The sequence below is a fragment of the Jatrophihabitans sp. genome (assembly GCF_036000465.1).
Lineage (GTDB): Bacteria > Actinomycetota > Actinomycetes > Mycobacteriales > Jatrophihabitantaceae > Jatrophihabitans.
The window spans coordinates 1-14,568 of sequence record NZ_DASYFV010000006.1; the positions used below are offsets into that span (position 1 = coordinate 1).

Annotated in this window: 15 protein-coding genes; 4 read left to right on the plus strand and 11 right to left on the minus strand. The window is 70.9% G+C overall.

Going from position 1 to position 14,568, the window contains the following annotated elements:
- Positions 1–25: 25 nt before the first annotated feature.
- The 3 genes from VGN18_RS01310 (at position 26) to VGN18_RS01320 (ending at position 2,254) form a co-directional block, all read left to right on the plus strand.
- Complete coding sequence (locus VGN18_RS01310) at positions 26–1,267, plus strand: phosphatidylserine decarboxylase family protein (protein WP_327537815.1); 1,242 nt, start codon at positions 26–28, stop codon at positions 1,265–1,267.
- Between the two features lie 196 nt (positions 1,268–1,463).
- Positions 1,464–2,123, plus strand: a complete 660-nt coding sequence (locus tag VGN18_RS01315) for a hypothetical protein (protein WP_327537816.1) — start codon at positions 1,464–1,466, stop codon at positions 2,121–2,123.
- Entirely contained in the window at positions 2,120–2,254 is a 135-nt protein-coding gene (locus VGN18_RS01320; protein ID WP_327537817.1) for a hypothetical protein, read from the plus strand. The genes VGN18_RS01315 and VGN18_RS01320 overlap by 4 nt, the downstream gene beginning before the upstream one ends.
- Before the next feature lie 96 nt (positions 2,255–2,350).
- Here the strand turns inward: VGN18_RS01320 and VGN18_RS01325 are convergent, their stop codons facing one another.
- The 11 genes from VGN18_RS01325 to VGN18_RS01375 form a co-directional block, all read right to left on the minus strand.
- The gene (locus tag VGN18_RS01325; protein WP_327537818.1) at positions 2,351–2,983 is read right to left on the minus strand and encodes a hypothetical protein; all 633 of its coding nucleotides are present in this window, start codon (positions 2,981–2,983) and stop codon (positions 2,351–2,353) included.
- Between the two features lie 125 nt (positions 2,984–3,108).
- Positions 3,109–3,741 carry a hypothetical protein gene (locus VGN18_RS01330; protein WP_327537819.1) on the minus strand — a complete coding sequence of 211 codons (633 nt, stop codon included), beginning with the start codon at positions 3,739–3,741 and terminating at the stop codon, positions 3,109–3,111.
- A gap of 10 nt (positions 3,742–3,751) precedes the next feature.
- Positions 3,752–4,042: a nickel-binding protein gene (locus tag VGN18_RS01335; protein WP_327537820.1), complete on the minus strand. Its 291-nt coding sequence runs from the start codon at positions 4,040–4,042 to the stop codon at positions 3,752–3,754.
- A 110-nt stretch (positions 4,043–4,152) separates the two neighbouring features.
- Entirely contained in the window at positions 4,153–6,930 is a 2,778-nt protein-coding gene (locus tag VGN18_RS01340; protein ID WP_327537821.1) for an ATP-binding protein, read from the minus strand.
- Positions 6,931–7,263: 333 nt separating this feature from the next.
- Positions 7,264–8,085 carry an SDR family NAD(P)-dependent oxidoreductase gene (locus VGN18_RS01345; RefSeq protein ID WP_327537822.1) on the minus strand — a complete coding sequence of 274 codons (822 nt, stop codon included), beginning with the start codon at positions 8,083–8,085 and terminating at the stop codon, positions 7,264–7,266.
- A 67-nt stretch (positions 8,086–8,152) separates the two neighbouring features.
- A complete protein-coding gene (locus VGN18_RS01350) occupies positions 8,153–8,587 on the minus strand; it encodes a T3SS (YopN, CesT) and YbjN peptide-binding chaperone 1 (RefSeq protein WP_327537823.1) in 435 nt (144 codons plus the stop codon).
- Between the two features lie 104 nt (positions 8,588–8,691).
- Entirely contained in the window at positions 8,692–9,135 is a 444-nt protein-coding gene (locus tag VGN18_RS01355; protein ID WP_327537824.1) for an SRPBCC domain-containing protein, read from the minus strand.
- A gap of 26 nt (positions 9,136–9,161) precedes the next feature.
- A complete protein-coding gene (locus tag VGN18_RS01360; protein ID WP_327537825.1) occupies positions 9,162–9,500 on the minus strand; it encodes a metalloregulator ArsR/SmtB family transcription factor in 339 nt (112 codons plus the stop codon).
- The gene (locus tag VGN18_RS01365) at positions 9,497–9,952 is read right to left on the minus strand and encodes an SRPBCC domain-containing protein (protein ID WP_327537826.1); all 456 of its coding nucleotides are present in this window, start codon (positions 9,950–9,952) and stop codon (positions 9,497–9,499) included. The genes VGN18_RS01360 and VGN18_RS01365 overlap by 4 nt, the downstream gene beginning before the upstream one ends.
- Positions 9,953–10,006: 54 nt before the next feature.
- Positions 10,007–11,212 (minus strand): DUF6544 family protein, encoded by a 1,206-nt coding sequence (locus VGN18_RS01370; protein ID WP_327537827.1) that lies wholly within the window; start codon positions 11,210–11,212, stop codon positions 10,007–10,009.
- A 75-nt stretch (positions 11,213–11,287) separates the two neighbouring features.
- A complete protein-coding gene (locus VGN18_RS01375) occupies positions 11,288–13,720 on the minus strand; it encodes a putative bifunctional diguanylate cyclase/phosphodiesterase (protein ID WP_327537828.1) in 2,433 nt (810 codons plus the stop codon).
- Positions 13,721–13,838: 118 nt separating this feature from the next.
- Between VGN18_RS01375 and VGN18_RS01380 the strand changes: the two genes are divergently transcribed.
- Positions 13,839–14,543, plus strand: a complete 705-nt coding sequence (locus VGN18_RS01380; RefSeq protein ID WP_327538036.1) for a DsbA family oxidoreductase — start codon at positions 13,839–13,841, stop codon at positions 14,541–14,543.
- The last annotated feature ends 25 nt before the right edge of the window (positions 14,544–14,568 follow it).

Consider the following 14,568-nt stretch of genomic DNA (forward strand, 5'->3'; position numbering starts at 1 on the left):
CAGATTGGCGGCCATGGGAAACGCTATGGGTGCTGATGATGTCCGGCGGCGGGCCGGCTGGTTCCCGGACTCCCAGGACGATCTGGAGGCCTGGCTCAAGGGGCACCGGGATCGGGCCGAGGCCCGGGGCGAGGACGCGGGCCTGCACCCGGTGATCGTCGAGTTCCAGGAGCTCGTCGACAGCGACCCGGTCGTGCGCATGTACCTCGAGCGCATGATCGAGCAGGTTCCGCGCAACCGGAACTACAGCCAGCGGCACCTGACCGGTGTCGAGCAGATGCTGCGGCTCATCAACGAGGTGCTGACGGTCGCGCCCGAGTTCGGTGACCAGGCGGTGACGCTGCCGCTGGGTGCGATCCTGGACTGGACGATGGGTACCCCGGCCGGCTTCGCCGCGTACCGCGATCCGCGGATCAACGCGATGCTGAAGAAGATTCTCACAGTGTGGTGCGGGTTCCTCGACAGCGCCGACTCTCGCTACGTCCTCAACGACTCACCGACCGGGTGGAAGAGTGACGGGGCACGACAGGCGATCGGCATCGAGGACTACCAACACGACACGGACGACCCGTACTGGGGCTTCACCTCATGGAACGACTTCTTCACCCGCCGCCTGGCCCCGGGCGCGCGTCCGGTGGCCTCGCCGGACGACGACAAGGTCATCGTCAGCGCCTGCGAGTCCACGCCGTATGGCATCAGCACCGACGTGCAGCGCAAGGACCGCTTCTGGATCAAGAGCCAGCCCTACTCCCTGCAGGACATGCTGGCCGACGACGAGTCGGTCGACCAGTTCGTGGGTGGCACTGTCTACCAGGCGTTCCTGAGCGCGACGGACTACCACCGCTGGCACAGCCCGGTCGCCGGGACGATCGTGCGCGCCTGGGTGCAGGAGGGCACCTACTACTCCGAGGCCGACTCCGAGGGCGCCGAGGCGCACGAATCCCCGAACTCTCAGGCCTACCTCGCCCACGTCGCGGCCCGCGCCATCGTGATCATCCAGGCCGACGACCCGGTGATCGGTCTGATGGCCTTCGTGGCCGTCGGCATGTCCGACGTCTCGTCCTGCGTGATCGACCCCGCCATCGCGCCGGGCACACACGTGGCCAAGGGCGGCGAACTCGGCTACTTCCAGTTCGGCGGCTCGACCCACTGCCTGGTCTTCCGCCCCGGTGTGATCGCCGACTTCAGCCTCGACGCCATCCCCCAGCCCCACCTGGCCGACCCGCCGCTGGTGCGCGTCCATACCCGGATCGCCACCGCGAACTAGCGGCGCGACATGCCGTCACCGCGCGGCGCCACGATCACTCGCCCCTCCCACACCGGGTAGTCCTCCGCCAGCGTGAACTGTCCAGTTCGGCGTCCCTTCATCCGAGGGCCTGGACCGGGCCGGAACGAACCATCTGCGCAGCCGTGCTCGCCCGGGCAGCCCGCACCGATCGACGGCTCCCGAGCGCGCAGATAGCGTGACGCAGGTGGCGGGTGATCTCCGGGACTACGACGTCTGGCATGCAGGTTACGACGATCCCAATTCGACGCTGTCGTGGCGATTGCAGCGAGTGCAGACGGTGATCGGCAGGGTGTTGGACACTACGGACGGTCCGATTCGGATGGTCAGTGCCTGCGCTGGCGACGGGCGCGACATCGTGGGTGTGCTGTCCCAACGCGACGACGCCGCCCGGGTACGCGCGACGTTGCTCGAGCTCCACCCTGTTGTCGCCGAACGGGCGCGTGCGGCGGCTGTCATCAGCAACCTGGCGGACAGCGTCGAGGTCCGTTGCGTAGACGCGGGATCCAGTGACGCCTACGCCGACATCGCACCTGCCGATCTGGTTCTCTTGGTTGGGATCTTCGGCAACATCAGTGACCAGGACATGAGGGCCACCGTCGCCGCCGGCCCGCAACTGTGCACGGCCGGCGCGACGTTGATCTGGAGCCGCGGACGGGGTGGCGGCCTGGTTGATCGAAACGAGGAGGTCCGATCCTGGTTCGGCGCTGCCGGCTTCACCGAGATCGGTTACGTGACGCTCGACCGGGGCAGCCGGCCGGCAATCGGCGTCGTCCGCTACGACGGGCCACCCGTCGCGCTGGTCCCGGGTCGGCGGCTGTTCACCTTCGAGCGGTGACGCAGCGCATCGAGGTCCGTCCCGATCGCGCCGAGACTCCTCCTATTTTGCGCGCGGCGTCACGCCGAGCCGCCGTCACCGGCTTTGTGGCCGCGACGGTGCTCGCGCGCAAGAGGCTGGTGACCTCGTAGATCGCGATCGCAGGGTCGCCGCGAACGCGTGACAGACATTGGGGGTGTCGCGATGAGTGGGTGCCGCTGATGGTTCAGCGGCACCCACGTCGGTGCTTACGGGGTGGTCGTGGCGCAGACGACCCAGACCTGGAGTGTCAACTGGTTGGCGTCGGTGAAGAAGTCGTTGCCGCGGCTGATGGCGTCGACCCAGGCGGGGGTCATGTCGACGGTCGTGGTGATCTCCCAGCCGACTCCGCCGATCGTCGGCGCTCCGCCGCTGATCTTGACGCTGCCGCCATTGAGTCCGTCGCTGAGGATCTCGCCACTGCCGCTGAGGGCGTGCTTGTGTGCGGGGCAGGTAGCGGTCGCGGTGTCGCCGGTGTTCATGCCGCTGGTCGTCGTGGTGACGATTTCGTAGCCGGTGACGCCGGAGGTTCCGGTAGGGCCGGCCGGGCCGGTTGCGCCGGTGAGCCCCTGCGAGCCGGTGTCACCTTGGATACCCTGCGGTCCCTGGACGCCCGGGGTTCCCTGGGCCCCTTGCGGGCCGACGGGGCCGGCCGGGCCGACGGGCCCTGTCTGGTTGAACGCGATGGCCGTGGTGCCGGTGGGACATCCGGTTCCGGCGGCGGGATCGAGCAGGTGCAGGATCTTCAACGGCGACGTGGTGTTGTAGCAGCCGTGGATCACTCCGTCGGAGCCGGGGATTCCGCTGCTGGTACTCGCCCAGGCCAGCGCTCCACCTCCCATCAGAGTCGCCGTGGCGAGTAGCGCGGCGAGTCGAGTGAGCCGTCTTGAGAGATGCGGCGAGTTGATGTTCATGGTCTCTCCTGTGGTGGTGGGTCGGGCATCCGGGTCGGACCGGCGAGTGGGAATCAGAGACGGCCGGCGGCGAGCCGGGCGAGGGCGAGTACCGGCACCGTGGGCGGGTCGAGTGCGGCTTGCTTCGTGATCGTCACGACGAGGAGGGCGTCGCCCTTGTTGGCGTAGATCCCAGCGGTGTGCGGTGCGGTGACTTCGAAGGCCCGATCACCCACTCCAGCGATGTCGACGGCGCGGACGTTCTGGCCGGCCCTCTGGTGGCTGTGCACGATGTCGTACCCGGCCCGCCCGCGCGAGGGTGTGAGGTTCACGAGGAGGAACTGGGTCTGATACGTGCCGTACTGGCATTGGGTCGACCCGTAGCTGGAGAAGGCGCTTCCGCGGCCGGGGTCGCTGCCCAGCGCGGTCGCGGCGTCGTGTTCGGTCACCAGCGCGCAGGCGCTGCCACTTCCTGCTGAGGCGGTGCCGGCGGCCGATGTCGATGCGAGGTCAGCTGTAGCCGTCGTGGGCATGGCGGACAGCGCGGAGCTGGGCGAGCCGGCGGTCGACGACAGCGGGGGCGTGACGGTTCGGCCGGGTGAGCTGCCGCTACCGCAGGCGGCGAGCAGCGTGCACGCGGTCAGGCCGCTCGCCAGGGCAACCACCCGGTGCTGGGTGCGGGTCGTCATCATCATCGGGCTCTCCATTGATCGACTGTCACGGGGTGTCTGGCCGGCGCGACAGCAAGGCGTCGGCGCCGTGGAGGATGAGTAGCTTCGCGTCGGTGATCCGGTCGAAGGGGAATCCGGCGAGGTTGTTCAGTGCGCGGACGGCGTCGGAGGATGGTGCCTGGAAGAGGCAGAAGCAGGTGTCCTCGTCGGGCAGGTACGCCGAGTACAGGTAGCGCGTACCGGTGTCGATCTGCCCCCGCTCGGCGCAAAGACCCGAGGTCCGCGCAGTGAATGCGGCGAGTTCGCCCGCCGCAGCCGGCGTGACGTACCGCTCCACGAAGTACGTCCGCTGAGGCTCATCTCGGCAGTCGGGAGGGGGCGAGATCATGCCCGAGACGCTAGGAGCGAGTGTTACCGGAGCGCGTCGGTGGAACTACGCAACCTTGCTCACTGGGCGTGAAGACGACTCGCGAGTTCGGTGCGTGAGCGCACACCGAGCTTGCGGTAGATCCGGCCCAGATGGCTCTCGACGGTGCGAACGCTCATGACGAGGGTGGCGGCGACTTCCCGGTTGGTCTGTCCTTGACCGGCCAGGTCGGCGACGCGCTGCTCGACGCGCGTCAGGGCAGTCGTCGCGGTGCGGCCACCGAGGCTGGCGAGCTCGACGTCCGCCCTCGCTGCCGGCCCCGGAGTGCCCAGCTCGACGAAGGTGGCTCGGGCGGCGACGAGTTGCCGTCGGGCATCTCGACGATGCCCGCAGCGGCGCAGGAGGTCCGCGAAGATCAGGCGCGTCTGCGCCCGCTCGAAGGGCATCGGAAGGTGCTGGTGATCTGCGACGGCGGACTCGAGCAGCGCGAGCGCCGGGGCTCTCGCACCGGTCGCGGCGCTCAGGAGTCCGTGACAGCGCCCGGCCAGTGCGGTCGACCACGGCAGTTGATTGGTCCGGGTGCTCACATCGAGCTGTTCGATCAACGTCTCTGCCTCGGCGAGCCGGCCGAGGGTCAGGAGCACGGCGACGGCGTCCGGGTGCGCCCGCAGGATGGCCGGCTCGCGGATGCCCACCTCCTCGGTGGAGATGCGCACCGCGCGGAGGAGATGAGCGGCCGCCGATTCGGTGTTGCCGGCCATCTGCTCGGTCACGCCGAGACTGCGGCTGTGCAGTGCGACGGCGGAGGCGAAGTCCAGGGCGTCGTCGGCGGCGAGGTCGGCTTCGCCCAGCGCGCGGGCCTCATCCAGGCGGCCGAGGTGGGCCAGGATCAGGACGTGGGCCGACGCGGCCATCGGGGCACGTATCCCGGTCCGGACCGCTCGCTCGCGCCCCTCGACCGCATACTCCAGCGCCGGCTCGAACCGGCCGGCCCAGCATTCCAGCGTGGCGAGGTGTCCCAGCGTGTTCGGGAGCGCGCTGTCATCTCCCTCATCGACGGCTGAGGTCTGCACCTGCTGGAGCCACGTCCGCGATTCGTCGAAACGGTCCACCACCTTCAGGTACATCCCGAGCACCGGCGCAGCCCGGTCACTGACCGGGACGAGGGGCCCGGCGACCTGCATGGCGACGGCACGCTCGAGCCCCGTCACGTCGAGGCCGCGGCCGAGCCGGCACGCGTGCAGCGCAACGTTCGTGAGGGCGGCGGCAAGCAGCTCGGTCGGCGGAGCGTCGATGGACTCCAGCAGCTCCACCGCGCGTTCGGCGTGAGAGAGGTCTGTGGTTGCCCCGGACGGGCTCGTGTCGGCGAGGGTGACGTAGCAGCGTGCCCGCAGGAGCGGATCGTCACCGGCCTCGGTCATGGCCCGCGCGCACAAGGCGGCGACGGTCGCGTCTCCGGACTCCCAGGACGCGATCGTCGCCGCCATGAGCAAACCCCGAACACGCAGCGGCCCTCGAGGCGCCTCGTCGAGGCAGGCCTCGATGACGCTGTGTGCCTTGGCGGTGTCGCCGAGCAGGAACTGGTACTCGGCTGCGTCAAGGCTCCGCCGCACGAGTGCGTCGGGCTCGCTCACCGGCGTACGACTGACGGCGAGGTGAGCGAGTTCAGCGGCGGCGTCGAAGCTCCCGCGTGCCCGGGCGTGCCGGCTCGCGGCGTCAAGGGCATCGGCTATCACGGCGGATCGCTCAAGGGAACCGAGCGCCGCATGCCGGGCACGCTCTTCGGGTTGGGTTACCGAAGCTGCGAGTTGCCGGTGCAGTCGCCGGCGGTCATCAGGGGCGAGTGCGGCGTACGGGATGGACGCGAGGAGCGGGTGGAGGAAGTGGATCCGCTCGCCCTCGAACTCCACCAGGCCCGCCGCCGATGCCTCGGTCAGCGCCCGCGAGGATGCCTCGGAATCATCGAACGCCGCGAGGACCGAAGCCACCGTCGGATGGGCCAACGCGGCCGTGACGAGCAGCAACTGGCGAGCCGCTTCGCTCAATCCCTCCAGTCGTTCGGTGACGAGCAGCCTGAGGTCGGCCGGCACGGGAAGGGGTTCGCCGACGTCTGGATCTCGTCCGCGTCGGTGCAGGGCTCGCGCCATCTCCAGGCAGATCATCGGGTTGCCGCCCGTGGCCTCGTGCAGCCGAGTCAACGTCGGTCGGGAGAAGGTGCGGCCCAGCTGGGCGGACACGATGCGCTGGAGAACCCCGACGCTCACGGGACCGACGGTCAGCCGCTGCCCCCGAATGCCCAGGTCCGCCTCCGCGGCTCCGGTGCCGCCAGGCTCGGTCCGGCACGAAACGATCAGGCGCACCGGCTCGTCCGCCAACCGCCGCAGCGCGAACGACAGCGCGCTCCGCGAACTCGCATCCAGCCACTGCACATCATCGACGGCCAGGACCAGCGGCCCAGAACGCGCCAACCCTCGCAGGACGCTCAACACAGCTACGCCCACGACCCGGGTCCCGACCGGTTCGAAGGAATCGCCGGAGCGCAACAACGCTGCCGACAGCGCCTGACCCTGCACGCGCGGCAGCCCGGACAACACGTCACCATCCAGTCCGTCCAGGAGATCCCCCAGACCGGCGAAGGCGAAGGCCCGGTCGGATTCGCTGCAACGACACACCCGGACTGCCACGCCCTCGGCGCGCGCATCGTGCACCACCCGCGACCAGATGGCCGACTTGCCGATGCCGGCCACGCCCTCCAGCACGAGGGAACCCGGTCCGGCAGCGGCAGCGTCCAGGATGAACTGTCGAGCGATCCCCAACTCCGGGTCACGGCCGACGATCGAGTCAAGGGGAAGGTGCACGCGGAGGTCCTCGCCAGCTCGGGTGCACCCGCCCAAGGCGTCATGACCCTCAGCGCGAACGATAGCCCCCACGGGCAGCTCCGCGGACTCGTTACGAACGGCGTGCACGACCAGGCATCGATGGCCGAAGACGAGCACGCTCGGTGCGGTCGGAACGCCGCGTTCCGCGATTCGTAAGCAAGCTCGAGTTGCGAATCGTTGCGTATTCAATAACGTCGGGAACGCGAAGGCAGCCACCGTTTCGGCGGGCACGCCGGAGCCGTCGGGTTCCGACGGGACGCCCGGACGGCCGTGGATCGGGGGGATGACGGCTACCCGGGCGCCCAACCCGGGTCAGGCGTCGTGGCCGGTGAAGCCGGCCATCGAGTCGTAGACCCCGGCCCGGCGCATCCACTCGTCGCGCAGGCGCACCGGCAGCACGCCGCTGAGCACCTTGTTCAGCCGCGAGGTCCACGGGACGATCACGAACGGGCGGCCGCGCTTCATCTCCTGCCAGGCGCTCGCGACGACCTCGTGCGGCTCGAGCATGGGCGTCAGCAGGATGCCCTTCGCGCCCTCGAACATGCCGGTGTCGATGTAGGTCGGGCAGACCGTCGTGACGCGGACGTGCTCGTGGCCGGCCTGCTCGAGTTCGAGGCGCAGCGAATCCGACCAGCCGACCACGGCCCACTTCGACGAGGCGTAGACGGCCATCCGCGGGACGGCGTTCAGCCCGGCCGACGACGCGATGTTGAGGACGCGGCACTCCGCCTCGCCGCTGATCATCGCGGGCAGGAACTCGTGGGCCACGTACATCGGGCCGAGCGAGTTGATCGACATCGTGCGGGTGGCGTCACCGATCGGGTCTTCCCAGAAGTACCCGTTGCCCCGCACGATGCCGGCGTTGTTCACCAGCACGTGAACGTCGCCGACCTCCTGCCGGACGGTGCGGGCGGCCCGGGCCACGGCGGCGTGGGACGCGACGTCGACGACATCGACGTGCACCGAACCGCCCTCGGCCTCGAGTTCGGCCGCGGTGTCCTTCAGCGCGCTCTCGTTGACGTCCCACAGCACGACCTCGGCGGCGTTCTCGGCCACCGCGGTCTGCGCGAACAGCCTGCCCAGCCCCATCGCCGCGCCGGTCACCAGCACGACCTTGCCCTCGACCGACCTCATGCCGGCCAGCGTCGCGCGGTCGTCCTCACCGGCCCAGAGGCCAACGACTCACCGGGCCCGGGCCCGTCTACTCCCGGGTGTCCTCGGTAGAGACGTCCTCGTCCTGGTCCTCCTCGTCACAGGAGAACGGGACGTTGCCGCCGTAGGCGATCGCGAGCATCAACCCGCACTCGTCGGCGACCGACCCGACCGCCTCCATGGCCTGGGCCAGGGCGCCCTGGGTCAGGCCGATCGGGCTCAGCGTCTGCGACACCAGCACGAGATCGTTCACCAGTTGCACCCGCGCCGTGAGCGAGTGGCCCTGGATGTCGTTGAGCTCGCGGTAGAGCTTCATCGACGGTTTGAGGCCGAAGGCGGCGTGGGCGAAGACCCGCACCATCGGCGGCTCGCAGTCGAGCACGGACACCCAGCACATGGCCGTCCCGCGCCGGAAGGCGAAATCGCCGTCGGGGTCCGTCGGCACCTGGCCGAGTTCCCATTCGCGTTGGAGCAACAGCTCCACGTGCGACCTGATCCACATCACATCCGTCATAGCGTCCCTCCCAAGACACCCCCAGACTGCCACTCGGGTGCGACATTTTGGAGATGTCGCGGGATTCGGGACACTCAGTGCCAGTTGCTGATGCGCACGTCGTGCGGCGCCGGCTCGCCCTTCCCGGTCTCGACGAACGCCTTCAGGCTCATCAGGAAGATCGCCCACTTGGTCGAGCAGTGGTGCATGAACGGGACGGCCTCGCGCCAGCCGCGGTGGGCGAACGTGACGACCGTGTACTCGTCCTCGCGATGCAGCTCCCACTCGACGGTCGTGCCGACCCACTCGTCCGGACCGTCGGTCACCTGCCAGACGACGCGGGTGCCGGGGTCGAGTTCGGTGACGCGCATGTCGAAGCCACCGACGGGGAACCGGAAGGCGACGGTGCCGCCGACCGAATCGCTCTCGCCCTCGGTGTCCTCGGTCCACCAGCCGGACAGGCCGTCGATCGTGGTCAGCGCGGACCAGACCTCCGACTGCCCGGCCTCGATGCCGATGCGGTGCAGGATGTCGTTCATCGTTCGTACCTCTTTCTCGGATGGTGTCACTTCTGCTTCTCGGTCTCGATGGCCTCGGCGAGCTGCTTGATGCGCCGCAGGCGGGCGTCCCAGGTGGCGCCGACGGCGGCCAGTTGGGCCACGGCGCGGGCGAACTGCGCGTCGTCGATGCGGTAGCGCATCTCGCGGCCGGCCGGCCGCACGTGCACGAGCCCGACACGGTCGAGCACGCCGAGATGCTTCGCGACGGCCTGCCGGGTGACCGGCAACTGCTCGCTGAGCCGCGTGGCGGTCTCCTCGCCGCCGGCGAGCAGCAGGTCGAGCATCCGGCGTCGGGTCGGGTCGCCGATCGCCGACCACAGCTCGTCGTCGAGCGGCTCCTTCATCGCGACGCCACCAGGTGGGCGGCGCGGGTGGCGATGCGCGGGACGTAGAAGTCCCAGCCCTGCGCGTGATCGTTGTACTGCGCCTCGAGTACGGCGGCGTCCCAGCCCTGCTCGCGGAAGCCGGTCTCGGTCAGGTGCAGGCGCGTGCCGGTGCCCGAGGGCGTGAGCTCGAAGGTAACGAGCAGCGCGTCCTCGAGCCCACGCTCGGCGTAGGCCCAGCGGAAGGAGAACACGCGGGGTGGGTCGGAGTGCACGACCGTGATGGGGACGGTGTCCTCGCGGCCGGTGGCCTCGTCGCGCCAGACGAGCGTGCCCGACGAGCCGGGCGACGGCTCGACGTCGGTCTCGGCGCTCCACCAATCGCGGATGTGCTCGGGCCGGCTGACCACCTCGAAGACGACCTCGGGGGAGGCGTCGATGTAGAGCTCGCGCTCGATGCTGGCGTAGTCCATGGGGTCTCCCGTGATCGCAACGTTTGGTTGCACATCACGATAGGCGCCGTTCGGTCAATGCGCAACCGTTGGTTGCTTCAGGGTGATCTCGCCGCCCGCGCCGACGACCGCGCGATGGTCGACGTTGTAGCGGACGTCGACGATCTCGATCTCCAGGTAGACCAGGTCGCCGTCGGGGGTACGCCAGCGGGCCTCGCCGTAGGTCGGCAGCCGAAGGCCGCGGATGCCGCGGAACCGGGAGAGCGGCGTCGACCAGGGCAGCCGGGTGAACGTCCGGCCGTCGGCCGACGCGCGCATCCGGTCGTCCGAGGCGAAGTCGACGAGATCGCCGTCGGCGTCGAAGACCAGCTCGGCGGTGATCGCCTCGCCGCCCGTGCTCCACGTCGCGCGCACGTGGCGGTCGTCGAGGGTGTGCCAGGAGACCGCGGCGTCGACGAGCGTGGCCGGGGCGAGCACGCACATGTCGTTGAACAGCGTCACCGTCTCCGAGCGGGTGAGCTCGCGTCCGCGGGCGTCGAACAGGGGGACGACCGAGGCCAACCGCCCGCGCATCCGCGCGGCGTGACCGGTGTACTCGTGCAGCACGTCGACGGGCACCCCCGCCATCGTCGCGTCCAGGAGGAAGAACCGGCTCGGGGCGGCGGTGAACGTGTTCACCTGGCGGGCGGTGAACGGCATCCACGGCTTGGCCGCGTCGGCGCGGATCTGGCCGCGCAGCCGCGCGTCCATGGTATGCACGTGCGCCGCACCGACGACGCCGACGCGACGCAGGTAGCGCTGGACCGGAAGCGGCAGGTGCGCGAGATCGCGGTCGACCACGGCGCGACCGTCGGCGGGCGGGGCGACCTGCTCCACGCGCCGCGCGAAGCGGGCCCGCAACCCGAGCCGACCGTCGCGGGCCCAGCCGCAACCGGCCGCCAGCAGCAGCACGGCGTTCGGTGCCGTCGCCGCCCACGTGTCGGACCAGCGCACGACGACGAGGCCCTGCGAGAGCAGTGCTCCCGCTGCGGCGGCGGCCCACCAGCGGGGATCACGCCGGGCCAGGAGCACGCCGCCGGCGACGCACAGCAGCGCGGCCGTCGACCAGGCGGCGGCGGCCGGCGGGCCGACCGGCTCGCGCAGTTGCGGTACGGCCGCCGGCGCGATCGCCTTGACCACGCCGATCAGGTGGAGCGCACCGTGCCCGATCGCGAGGGCGATGACGGCGCGGCGCAGGAACGTGCGCGAGCGGGAGGCGCGGGCGGGCAGGAGCGGGGCCATGCCTCCAGCAGACCGTCCGCCCGACGCCCGGGGCAGGGGCGAACGAGCGCCGCCCCGCGGGTCGTTCGGCCTCGATCAGCTACCGCGGAGCGGGCGGAGCTCGGCCGGAGCGCCGAGCCGGGCCGTGCGGTGCGGCCGGTGGGCGTGATCGCGCCGCTCGACCGCCCGGGCGGGCGACACGCTCGACCCGAGCGACGGGTGGCCGGTGCGGCTCAGCAGCGTGCGGGTGATGTCGCGGACGGTGCCGGGCGGCGTGTACAGGTAGCCCTGCACGAGCGTGCAGCCGAGCCGCTGCAGCACGTCCGCCTGGCTCTTGCGCTCGACGCCCTCGGCGACGACCTCGAGCCCGAGACGGGTGGCGAGGAAGAGGATGCCGTCGACGAGCCGCTCGGCCGCGGGCTCGGTGTCGAGGTTGCTGATGAAGCCGCGGTCGATCTTCAGGCTGTCGAGCTCGATGTTCTGCAGGTGCAGCAGCGACGAGTAGCCGGTGCCGAAGTCGTCGAGCGAGAGCTGCACACCCAGCGCCCGCAGCCGCTGCGTCACGTCGGTCGCCGTCGCGAGGTCGTCGAGCAGGGCCTCCTCGGTGATCTCGAGGACGAGCTGGGTCGGGTCGAGCTCGTTGCGGGCGAGGACGTCGGCGACGACGTCGGGGAAGGCGCGGTCGACGATGGCGCTCGGCGGCACGTTCACCGAGACCTGGAGCGGACGGCCGAACTGGCGGGTCCAGCGGGCGACCTGCGCGGTCGACCGGTCGAGCATGTGCACCGTCAGGTCGCCGAGGGCGCCGGCACGGGCGGCCATCGGGATGAACTCGACCGGCGGCACCGCCCGCCCGTCGTGCTCCCAGCGCGCGAGGGCCTCGACGCAGACGATCTCGCCGGTCGTGATGTCGGCGATGGGCTGGTAGGCGATGTCGATGGCGCCGGACTCGATCGCTCCCACGAGCGGGGCCCGCAGCGCGACGTCGTCAGCGTGCAGCGAGGTCATGGTCGGCTCGTAGCAGGCGAGCCGTCCCTTGCCGGCGCGCTTGGCCGAGTACATGGCGATGTCGGCGTGGGCCAGCAGGACGTCGAGGGTAGGGGTGTTCTCCTCGGGCAGCAGCTGGGTCAGGCCCACGCTCGCCCGGATGGTGACCAGCCCGCCCTCGAGCCGGAACGGGGCCTGCAGCGACTCGACGAGGCGGTCGCCGACGTTGGCCGGCTCGCCGCCGTCCTCGAGCAGCACCGCGAACTCGTCGCCGCCGAGACGGGCCAGGGTGTCGCCGTTGCGCAGCGCGCCGCGCAGCCGGTCGGCGACCCGGATCAGCACCTCGTCACCGGCCGCGTGCCCCATCGTGTCGTTGATGGTCTTGAAGTCGTCCAGGTCGACGAACAGCACCGAGACCGGACGCAGGTCGCGCCCGTGCAGCTCGAGCGCGTGGTCGGCCCGGTTGATGAACAGGGCCCGGTTGGCGAGTCCGGTCAGGGGGTCGTGGAAGGCCTGGTCGTGCAGCTGCGCCTCGCGGGCGGCGACGACGAGCAGCAGCGCCCGGTTCTCGCGCACGGTGAGGTACTGGCGGGTCAGCACCAGCACGAGCCCGACCGAGATGCCGGCGAGTTCCGGTCCGTCGAGGCGGTGGCCCTGCGCGTGCCGCACCCCCAGCGTCGCGGCCGCGGCCAGCAGCGGCAGGTAGGGCAGCATCGTCGCCGTCGCGGCCCGGCCGGTCAGCGTGGTCGGTGCGGCCACGCGGCGCGCACCCGCGTCGACGCCGGCGAGCGCGAGCAGCAGGAAGGCCGCGACCCACCCGATGTCGGTGAGGCTGCCGGTCGAGTAACGGCCCACGGCGTTGAGGTAGGCGAAGCTCGAGTCGGCCACGGCCATCGCGGTCATGGCGACGCTGAGCAGGACGAGCTGGCGGCGATCGGCCTGCGGCCGGCACAGCGCCATGATCGCCAGGCTGAGGATGAGGATGTCGCCGATGGGGTAGGCGAGCGAGACCGCGAACGCGAACGGGGTGTCGCCGCCGCTGCGGGCGACGGCGCCGAGCGTGGTCGCCCACGAGATGGTGATGAGCGACGACACGACGATCCCGCCGTCGAGCAGCCAGCGGGCCCGGCCCTGCGTCCCGTCGGTCGAGGGCAGCAGCCACAGGCCGATCGCCGCCCCGATCGGGAACAGCAGGTAGCCCGCGTCGGCGACGGACGGGAACGGGGTGCCCGAGCCGGTGACGAGTTCGTAGTAGCACCAGACGACCTGGCCGGCGGCCCACATGGCGGCGCCGCCGCCGACCGCGCTCCAGGCGCGGCGGACCCGCCCGCCGGTGCGCCACGCGGCCCACGTCGAGCCGGCCGCCGCGGCGACGGCCGCGCCGAGCTGGGTGAGGTCGTCGAGTTGGCGCACGCGCTCCGCGCCACCGGCGCGCAGCACCAGCAGGACGGCGAAGGCCGCGGTCAGCAGGCAGGCGAGGGACGCCGTCACCCACAGCGCGCGCGAACGCGCGGGAAGGTCCACCCCTGGTGCGTCGTTCATGCGCTGCCCCTGCCGCTGCCCGTCCGTCGAAGTGCGGTCGAGGTCAAGATCGGCCGCGAGCCGGGAAACCTGAGGCCGGAATCCACGGGGCCGGGGCATGGTTGGGGCCTACGTGACGATGACAGTGGAGATCTGGTCCGACGTGGTGTGTCCCTGGTGCTACATCGGGAAACGACGCTTCGAGGCGGGGCTGGCGCAGTTCGCCCACCACGACGACGTCGAGGTCGTGTGGCGCAGCTTCGAGCTCGACCCGAACGCCGCGCCGAGCGGCGCCGGGCAGGGGGAGTACGCGGCGCGGCTGGCCAGCAAGTACGGCCGCACGGTCGAGCAGGCCCAGGGCATGATCGACCAGATCACGGCGACGGCCGCGGGCGAGGGCCTCGACTTCCGCTTCGACCTCGCCCGCCCGGGCAACACCTTCGACGCCCACCGGCTGCTCCATCTCGCCCGCGCCCACGACGTGCAGGACGCGCTCAAGGAGCGCCTTGACCACGCGACCTTCACCGAGGGCTCGCCGCCGTCGGATCACGACGCGCTGCGCGTGCTGGCCCGCGAGGTCGGCATCCCGGGTGAGGAGGTCGACGCCGTGCTGGCCTCGGACCGCTACGCCGACGCCGTGCGCGCCGACGAGGAGCAGGCCCGCGAGTACGGCATCAACGGCGTCCCGTTCTTCGTGATCGACCAGCGCTACGGCATCTCCGGCGCGCAGCCCGCCGAGGTCGTGACGCAGACGCTCGAGAAGGCGTGGTCCGACCGCGCGCCGATCACCGTCGTCGCGACCGGCGATGCCGACAGCTGCGAGGGCGACGCCTGCGCGATCTGAACGGGCCTGCGCCCTGCCGCGGACG

What these genes read in the sequence shown, in the direction of transcription:
- VGN18_RS01310 (WP_327537815.1), top strand. Translation starts at nt 26, where the DNA reads ATGGGTGCTGATGATGTCCGGCGGCGGGCCGGCTGGTTCCCGGACTCC.
- VGN18_RS01325 (WP_327537818.1), bottom strand. Translation starts at nt 2,983, where the DNA reads ATGGGAGGTGGAGCGCTGGCCTGGGCGAGTACCAGCAGCGGAATCCCC.
- VGN18_RS01330 (WP_327537819.1), bottom strand. Translation starts at nt 3,741, where the DNA reads ATGGAGAGCCCGATGATGATGACGACCCGCACCCAGCACCGGGTGGTT.
- VGN18_RS01345 (WP_327537822.1), bottom strand. Translation starts at nt 8,085, where the DNA reads ATGAGGTCGGTCGAGGGCAAGGTCGTGCTGGTGACCGGCGCGGCGATG.
- VGN18_RS01355 (WP_327537824.1), bottom strand. Translation starts at nt 9,135, where the DNA reads ATGAACGACATCCTGCACCGCATCGGCATCGAGGCCGGGCAGTCGGAG.
- VGN18_RS01360 (WP_327537825.1), bottom strand. Translation starts at nt 9,500, where the DNA reads ATGAAGGAGCCGCTCGACGACGAGCTGTGGTCGGCGATCGGCGACCCG.
- VGN18_RS01365 (WP_327537826.1), bottom strand. Translation starts at nt 9,952, where the DNA reads ATGGACTACGCCAGCATCGAGCGCGAGCTCTACATCGACGCCTCCCCC.
- VGN18_RS01370 (WP_327537827.1), bottom strand. Translation starts at nt 11,212, where the DNA reads ATGGCCCCGCTCCTGCCCGCCCGCGCCTCCCGCTCGCGCACGTTCCTG.
- VGN18_RS01375 (WP_327537828.1), bottom strand. Translation starts at nt 13,720, where the DNA reads ATGAACGACGCACCAGGGGTGGACCTTCCCGCGCGTTCGCGCGCGCTG.
- VGN18_RS01380 (WP_327538036.1), top strand. Translation starts at nt 13,839, where the DNA reads ATGACAGTGGAGATCTGGTCCGACGTGGTGTGTCCCTGGTGCTACATC.